This is a genomic window from Streptococcus mitis (genome assembly GCF_003942995.1).
Taxonomy (GTDB): Bacteria; Bacillota; Bacilli; order Lactobacillales; family Streptococcaceae; genus Streptococcus; species Streptococcus mitis_CV.
Genome location: NZ_RJOH01000033.1, coordinates 1 through 8,236, shown reverse-complemented (window position 1 = coordinate 8,236; position 8,236 = coordinate 1). Strand labels below are relative to the sequence as shown.

The following is an 8,236-nucleotide window of genomic DNA, read 5'->3' as shown; positions in this document are numbered from 1 at the left end:
ATTATTAACTTTCAGAGTATGATGTACCACAAATTAATTTTATTGTGGAAATCAACTAAATAGCATACTATCAAGATATTTTTAAATAGATGATATTGTATTTTGAATTATAACAAAGGAGTACAAACATGCCGAAATATACTGACGAAGATATTAGAAAATTAAATAAAATCACATTAAAAATTGCTGGTGATTATTTAGGTATAAGTTCACAGGCAGTTGCTATAGGTCTTAGAAATAATCTTCTTCCAATTGGTTTTGCTATTCATAATGAAGAAAGAGACAGACGTTTCACAGAGAGTTGGTCATATCATATTATCGCCGAAAGAATGATTTCATACAATCACGGTAAGCTATCAGAGATCCGTGTTGAAAATATTGAAGCCAGTTTAGATAAAATTATAGAGGAATTTAACGGTTTAAAACAAGATTTACTTTTTATATTAAGCGAAAATGCAGAAGTGAAGAATTAGAAGTTTTTGAATTTGCGTTTTCGCTTGGTAAATATAAAAACGGTGATGTAAAATATAAGGGTAAAGGTGTTTCAAATGAAGATGATAAAGACCTTTTCTAGAGAAGAACTCTATGAAGAAATCTGGGAGATAAGTGCGAAACAAGTTTCATTGAAATATGATTTAAGTTATTCTGACTTACTCAAGAAATGTAAAGAATTTGAAATCCCAATTCCAAAGGGTAGTTATTGGTATCGTAAGAATACTGGACAAGACCTAAGTGAACTTATCGTTCCATTACCACAAAATGATGTAAATGAGGTTCATATTGATAGAAAAAGTTTAAAGAACAGTAGAATTAAAGTTGCTAAACATAAAGAAGATAGTACGGAAGATAAAAAAGAAGATATTGTTAAACTTGATACAACTAGTATAAGAAGTTCATTATCATTTTTAGAGGACGATAAAATAGAGCGTATTATTGAAGCAGTTTCAAATCTAAATCAGTCTCCAAATAAGAGATTACATAAATCTGTAGCTAATCTAAGGGATAAAATTGCAGAGTGGAATAAGAGGGAAAAAGCTGCTTCTTATCCTTACTTTGATTCTAGGCACAGATATAATGAATTAAAAGAACCTAAATTTGTAAAAAATATTTCACTAAATTCTCTTCCACGTTTATATCGCTTTTTAGATACACTAGTTACTGTAATTGAAAAAATCGGCGATAATGTAACTTCAAATTGGGATATTCAAATTGAAAAGGATATTGTTCGTTTTGAAGTTATAGAATCAACAGACAAAGTAAGTCATGAATTAACAAAAGAAGAAGCTAAAGAATTAGCGAAGTACAATGATAGCGTTAAGTTTAATAGATATGCTTTTAAACCAAGAATAAAGAAGTATGACTATATACCAAATGGAAAATTTCGATTTAAGATAATAGATGGTAAATACATTAAAGATACTAAAGAATTTACACTTGAACAATCAATACCAGAAATAATTGTTTTAATTTACCAAGAGTATTATAAAGTTAAGAACTTACGACTTGAACGTGAAGAGAGAGAAAGACAATACGAAGAGGAGCAGGAGCGAAAAAGAAAATTACAAAATAGAATCGAAGAGGAGAAGAAGCGAACAATGTGTCTTCTTAATATGCTGGAAGACTTTCAAATAGCAAATGATTTAAGACTGATGGCTGATAAATTGGAGATAGCAGGGAAGCTTTGTAAAGAAGAAATTGATTGGATTAGATCCAAAGCTGACTGGATAGACCCAATAGTTTCTTCAACAGACGAATTACTAGGAATTAGAAATCATGAAAATTCTAGAGAACAAAAAGAACAATATCTAAGTGAGAAAAGGTACTACTGGTAACTTTTTCATTAAAACATTTTAGTGAAGCGATAATGAAAAGCCTTGATTATAAGGCTTTTTTTGCATTTTCCAATAAAGAACTTGACATTATTAGTTACTTCCACTACAATATAATTACATACCATTGGTATGATAGAAAGGGACTAAAATGGCAAGGAATAGAAACTCACATGAAACTAGAAAAAAAATACTAGAGGTCTCTAAAAATCTATTTTTAGAAAAAGGATTTGATAATACTTCAATACAAGATATCATAGATGGCTTAGGTGGATTAACAAAAGGTGTTATCTATCATCATTTTGAGTCTAAATATGATATACTGCAAACAATCATTAGCGAAAATAATCAAGAAATTTTAAAATATAATTGGAGAGGAAATACTGGATTAGAAAAGATACAAAATTCTTTGATGGACTCTTTCTCTAATTTTGAACACCAAAAGCTCGTTTACTCTGCCTCAATCATGCTGAGAAGTCCACGTTTGTTAGGAGAGCAGTATTTAGGTCTATTTTCTGATTTTTTACCCGAAATTAGAGAGAAAGTTTACGAAGGTGTTGAAGATAGGTCTATTAAAACAGAATATCCAGAAGAGCTAGCAGATTTAATTGTTTTAACTCTAAATATTTGGATTGGTTTTCAAATTTCCGTTTTTTCATTAGTAGAATTAAAGCGTAAAATGAATTTCATTAAACTTACTTTTGAAGGTCTAGGGGTACAGTTAATTTCTTATGAAATGATGGAGGTGATTTTCAACTTATTCGATCACTTAAAAAATAGTAAATAAGTCGTCGCATGACATTTTTGTTAATACTCATTTCTATTTATGTATTATCAATTGAATAAATTATCTTACATAATTTATAATTAAAAAATAACATACTTTAAGTGTGTTATTAAAAATCTATTATACATACCGTAGGTATGTTTGTTTTTAGTATATACATACCGATAGTATGTATAGTGACATTGTCTGAAGAATAAGTTTATTTTTAAATATTTGTTGAGATTAGTTTGAATAGTTTATTCTTTATTTACACTTCGGAGGAAAGAATCTATGTTGTCGCTTATTAAAATTGAATTAAATAAAGTTTCTAAATCTAAATTATTTTTAGCCTGGTTGTGTAGTATATTTATAGTGTTAGGTATTACAGCAATCATTATTATGGGGTTAGGTACTGATAATAAACTAGGAGAATTCACTGGACAGGATTCTAATGTTATTAGAATTACTGGTAAATGGGAAGGTTGGGCAATTGTAGCTTCATTGTTTTCATCTTTATTTACAAAAGCAGCATTTTTGATTTTTGAATCTTATTTATTATCTATGATTATGATTGATGAATTTAAACGAAGAACAATTTTTCAGTTGTTTTCTTACCCTATTTCTAAAATAAAGTTACTATGGGGAAAAATTGTTTCAGTCATTCTAATAGCATTTATTACCCATTTTTCTGCACATTTAGTGATTCAATTATTCATTAGATTCATGGCTGTTGTCACTGAATCTAGTTATATCCCTGTTGCTAATCAATTAATTAACTTAGCTGGAGTTACGTTTGGAACAGTACTAATAGGGTTACTATCATTTGTTTTAGGTATGATTAAGCATTCAACAGCTATAACAATGCTTACAGGTCTTGGTTTAGCAGTATTACTTTCGAATGTAAGTCCAGGAAGTTTATCTAATAATATTGCTGATAACTTATTCTTTTTAATATTTGCAAGTTTCCTAAGTTTAATGATTACTTCATTTTCAATTTATACTATTTCAAGAAAAGATATTAGTATCAAGTAGCATACCTGAGTTTAATTGAAGGAAAGTGATAATTCCTTAATGATTTATATAAAAAAAGAGACTGTATAAGTTAGTATCTATGCTCCGGGAGAAAAATTCTTGCATTTAAAGCTGGATATAGAAAGAGAGATAGAAATGAGAAATATTGTTGAAATAAAAGAAGTTTTTAAAACAATTGATAAAGAAGAAATTTTAAGTGGTATCAACCTTCAAATTGCTGAAGGAGAAATCTATGGTTTTTTAGGACCGAATGGTGCTGGAAAAACAACGTTAATGAAATGTATGTTATCCTTATCAACAATTACATCAGGTAGTATTGAAATTTTTGGGAAAAATCTACAAGAACACAGAGAAGAAATCCTAAGTCAGATTGGAAGTATTATTGAATCACCAATTTTTTATGATAATTACACTGCAAAAGAAATTTTGGAAATTCACGCACAGTATATGGGGAAAAATATTACTGAATCAGATATAATAAGATCTTTAAGAATGGTCGGATTAAAAAATACGACTAAAAAAGTAAAAGATTTTTCGTTAGGAATGAGGCAAAGGCTTGGTTTAGCTCGTGCTTTTCTAACAAAACCTAAATTGTTGATTTTAGATGAGCCAATCAATGGTTTAGATCCAATAGGAATTCAAGAAATTCGAAATCTTTTGTTGTCGCTTTCTAAGGAACAAGGNATTACAATACTAATATCGAGTCATATATTATCGGAAATTTCACAGATAGCAGATAAAATTGGTTTTATCAAAAATGGGGAAATTGTAGAACAGGTCTCTATGAAAGAGATTAGGAGAGAGAATACTAACTTAGAAGAATATTTTATGTCTCATTTTCTAAATGAAATTAAGAATTATGAGGTAGATTAAGGATGAAACAATTGATAAAGAATCATCAGAAGGCTTTTTATGCTTTCATGATATTTAATATACTGGTCCCTTTAACTAATATTGCTTTTGCTTATTCTATTAAAGGGATTATTGATAGTGGTATGTCTCAAAATGAAGATGCCTTAACTCAAGCGGTACTAGTAGGAGCTAGTGTTATTTTCATCTATACAGGACTGAACTTTATATCTCTTCGATTGAGAAATAAACTTGTTAGGCAAATCATGTCAAGATACAAAAACAAGGTGTTCCAATCTATTTTAGATAGCGATTATAGAGACTTTTCTAAAGAAAAATCAGGGAAGTTTATTTCTGTATTAACCGAAAATATGAAGAAAATTGAGCAAGATTATCTCCACCAGTATTTTAATATTTCAAAAAACCTTTCCTTAATGATTTTTTCACTCCTAGCTATGTTTATAGGTAATTGGTTTTTGACTTTATTAGTAATCATTGCTAGCATTATTCCAATGATGATATCAGGATTTATTGGGCAAAAATCAGCTTCACTTCAAAAAAGAGCTATGATTGCCGATCAGAAGTATTTAGCTAAGGTTAAAGATATTTTAGCAGGGTTNCTAGTTATAAAAAGTTTTAATGTGAAAGATGCTATCTGTGAGGATTATAGTAATGAAAGTGAAAAATTTGATGAAATAAATTTTATAAAAGGGAAATTTGATGTTTTAGCTAATGTTATTTCGCAGCTTTCAGGGATGATTGTTTTTTTGGTAGCCTTTGGTGGAGGAATGTATCTTGTTTTTAATGGCCATACCACAATTGGGAGTGTAACAGCTATTGTTCAACTGGTCAATTTTGTAGTAATGCCACTAAATGAAGTTGGTATGGGAATAAGTAAATTCCGTGAAGGTCAGGCAACACTAGATGCATTTGAGGTAAAAGATGTAACAGAACTTCAGACTGGTGAAACGAAAGAATTTTTTGATGATGTTATTTCTTTTTCAAATATAGATTTTTCCTATCCTAATACTGAAGAAAAAATTTTTAATCATTTATCTTTGAAGATTAAAAAAGGAGAAAAAATTGCAATTGTAGGAATGTCAGGGAGTGGGAAATCAACTTTACTCAATCTATTACTGCGTTTCTATGATGTAACAAGTGGGTATATCTCAATTGATAATCAAGATTTGCAAGCTATTTCAGCAGAGAGCCTTTATAACTTAATGACTACTGTTCAGCAAGATGTTTATATCTTTGATGATACTTTAAAAGCAAATATTACCCTTAGTCAATCCTTTACTGAAGATGATATAAAAAAAGCTGTACAGCAGTCTGGCTTAGAAAGTTATATTTTAGAAAATGAATTAGGTCTACAAACTTTATGTGGCGAGAATGGATCAAATCTATCTGGGGGAGAAAGACAGAGACTTAGTATTGCGCGTGCTTTAATTCGAAAAACACCAATCTTATTATTAGATGAGGCTACCTCGTCTTTAGATAATAAAGTTACTACTGAAATTGAAAGTTCAATTTTAGAAATTCAAGATTTGACGGTTCTTGTTGTTACGCATAAGTTAAATAAGAGCATGTTGAAAAAATACAATAGAATTCTTTTTATGAAAAATGGAGTTATTGTTGAAGATGGTTCTTTCAGTGATTTGATGGTTAGGAGAGGTGAGTTTTATAAGTTGTTTGAGTTGAGTGTGTAATTCTCTTTCATTTTATAGTATAATTTTATAAAACACTCTATTACTTTCGTTATATAATATAGATGTTGACTAGCACCACATGTTGAGGCAGTATCACTGCTTGTACGAGCTGAGGCATCGGCGAACTAGAAGTAGATGCTCCGCCCATGGTATAGGACTCGTAGAATGAGGAGGGAAACCGACGAAATGATACGGTAAGTCCGAACCGCCGAGTGCGTGGCTCTGCTCTTCCGATCTGAGACAGTCGAAAAGTAGAAGGGGATGGTATTGGTATCAATCAATGAGTAACAAAGTAACAGCGTGATTCGAAAAACTTGCTTGTAATTTGCGGAGGAACATCAATATGGATGGAATAACAAAAGATTCTATAAAAACGGCTAAACTAATGAAACAATTATGGCCCCAATTGACCGATAAAGAAGCTATTGATGAAGTAAAAAAATATACGAATGGCAAAAATACTGCAATCTTTACTGAAGTTGAAGGTGACACAATTGTAGGTCTAGCACTATGTTCACTCAGATTTGATTACGTTGAAGGTTGTAAATATAGTCCTGTTGGATTCTTAGAAGGGATTATTGTCGACGAGGAATATCGTTTAAAGGATATTGCTAAAAATCTCTGTACAAAATGTGAGGAATGGGCGAAAAATAAAGGATGTAAGGAATTTGCAAGTGACTGTACTTTAACGAATACGGATTCTATAAGATTTCATCTCAATATTGGATTTCAGGAGGCAAATAGAATTATTCATTTTAAGAAGAAATTATAATTTCAGAACGTGGTCAAAATTTATGTATCTTTAGAAAGTGTGTTAACTTGAAAGAACAAATTTTTTTGANGGGTGGGAATCCCCCAATAAAGAAACATAGCATTGTTGATAAAATTGTATTATCAAGCAAGATTGAAAGAATTGTTATTTTTACAGTTTTTCGAGATAATTGGCAACCCTATATGAAAAAGTACACGGAAGTTTTCCAAAGTCAATTTCCTCATCTAAACACTGATTACTTACTTTTGGACACTGAGCAGATTAATTTTGATAGCTATCTAGATGCTGATCTAATTATTATAGGTGGTGGAAATACGGAAAAATATTTAGCTACTTATGTCAATCAGGAGTTCAAAAATTATATCGATCATATGCTTAATAAAGGGGTAAAAGTTATAGGATTTTCTGCAGGAGCCCTATTATTAGGAGAAAAAGTCTATGTCTCACCTAATGATAATTCAGATCATCAGATAAAGATAAAAAATGGATTAGGATTCTTTAGTCAGTTTTTAATTAGTGTCCATTATGATTCATGGAATGATAAAGCAAATAAGGATAGAGCTGAAGAACTCGTTAATGTTCCCATAATTCCACTAAATGATCATTCATGTCTTGTATTAGATAAACTTGGAAACATTATTGAGAAAATTGACTAGTTTTAATCATGCGAATCTGAACCTACGAAACTAAAGTATTGATGAAATGAATAATGAAAAGCCTTGATTGTAAGGCTTTTTTTGTGTTTTTGTGATAGAATATAGGTAGTTTAAAATCGACAGCAACTAAGAAGCAGTAAAAATATTATTCATAAAATAATCAAGATAAGGAAGATAAAATGACAGAAATTGACAAAAAGAATTTAAAAAATTATCTTTATTGTACATTTGGAATTACTTATATAGCTTGGGGGCTTCTTGCCATATTTACTCAATCTCATATTTTGGGATTAGAAATATTTATAGGGAGAATGTTACATATAGTAGGTGCACTTGGTCCAGCTATTGCAAGTGGCTTTTATTTGAAAAGGAATAATATAAAATTTAAACATTTTGTATTTAATAAAAGAAAAAATAGTAGTATTTATTTCATTATTCATTTGTTAGCAATTTTGATACTATTCTCTGTATCTTCCTTAGAATTAAACGGAGTATCAATTTATCTGATGCCGCTATTCTTTATACAATTAATTTTTTTTGGTGGTGGACATGAAGAATTAGGATGGAGAGGTATATTACAACCGTTACTTGATAAAAAATATACTTATTGGCAATCTAATTTG

8 protein-coding genes and 1 pseudogene are annotated in these 8,236 nt (G+C 30.0%); all 9 read left to right on the top strand.

The window, feature by feature from the left end:
- Positions 1-128: 128 nt before the first annotated feature.
- The gene (locus D8836_RS10865; protein WP_045606823.1) at positions 129-473 is read left to right on the top strand and encodes a hypothetical protein; all 345 of its coding nucleotides are present in this window, start codon (positions 129-131) and stop codon (positions 471-473) included.
- A 75-nt stretch (positions 474-548) separates the two neighbouring features.
- Positions 549-1,832 carry a cellulose synthase gene (locus tag D8836_RS10860; RefSeq protein WP_125393980.1) on the top strand — a complete coding sequence of 428 codons (1,284 nt, stop codon included), beginning with the start codon at positions 549-551 and terminating at the stop codon, positions 1,830-1,832.
- 148 nt (positions 1,833-1,980) lie between these two features.
- A complete protein-coding gene (locus D8836_RS10855) occupies positions 1,981-2,616 on the top strand; it encodes a TetR/AcrR family transcriptional regulator (RefSeq protein WP_125393979.1) in 636 nt (211 codons plus the stop codon).
- A gap of 270 nt (positions 2,617-2,886) precedes the next feature.
- A complete protein-coding gene (locus D8836_RS10850) occupies positions 2,887-3,627 on the top strand; it encodes a hypothetical protein (protein ID WP_125393978.1) in 741 nt (246 codons plus the stop codon).
- 135 nt (positions 3,628-3,762) lie between these two features.
- On the top strand, positions 3,763-4,500 hold the full coding sequence (locus D8836_RS10845) for an ABC transporter ATP-binding protein (RefSeq protein ID WP_125393977.1): 738 nt from the start codon (positions 3,763-3,765) through the stop codon (positions 4,498-4,500).
- Positions 4,501-4,502: 2 nt separating this feature from the next.
- Positions 4,503-6,185, top strand: a complete 1,683-nt coding sequence (locus tag D8836_RS10840; RefSeq protein ID WP_125393976.1) for an ABC transporter ATP-binding protein — start codon at positions 4,503-4,505, stop codon at positions 6,183-6,185.
- A 343-nt stretch (positions 6,186-6,528) separates the two neighbouring features.
- Positions 6,529-6,957 carry an aminoglycoside 6'-N-acetyltransferase gene (gene aac(6'), locus D8836_RS10835; protein WP_013903432.1) on the top strand — a complete coding sequence of 143 codons (429 nt, stop codon included), beginning with the start codon at positions 6,529-6,531 and terminating at the stop codon, positions 6,955-6,957.
- 47 nt (positions 6,958-7,004) lie between these two features.
- Positions 7,005-7,613 carry a Type 1 glutamine amidotransferase-like domain-containing protein gene (locus tag D8836_RS10830; RefSeq protein ID WP_125393975.1) on the top strand — a complete coding sequence of 203 codons (609 nt, stop codon included), beginning with the start codon at positions 7,005-7,007 and terminating at the stop codon, positions 7,611-7,613.
- Between the two features lie 179 nt (positions 7,614-7,792).
- Positions 7,793-8,236: pseudogene (locus tag D8836_RS10825) on the top strand (CPBP family intramembrane glutamic endopeptidase); the annotation flags it as partial.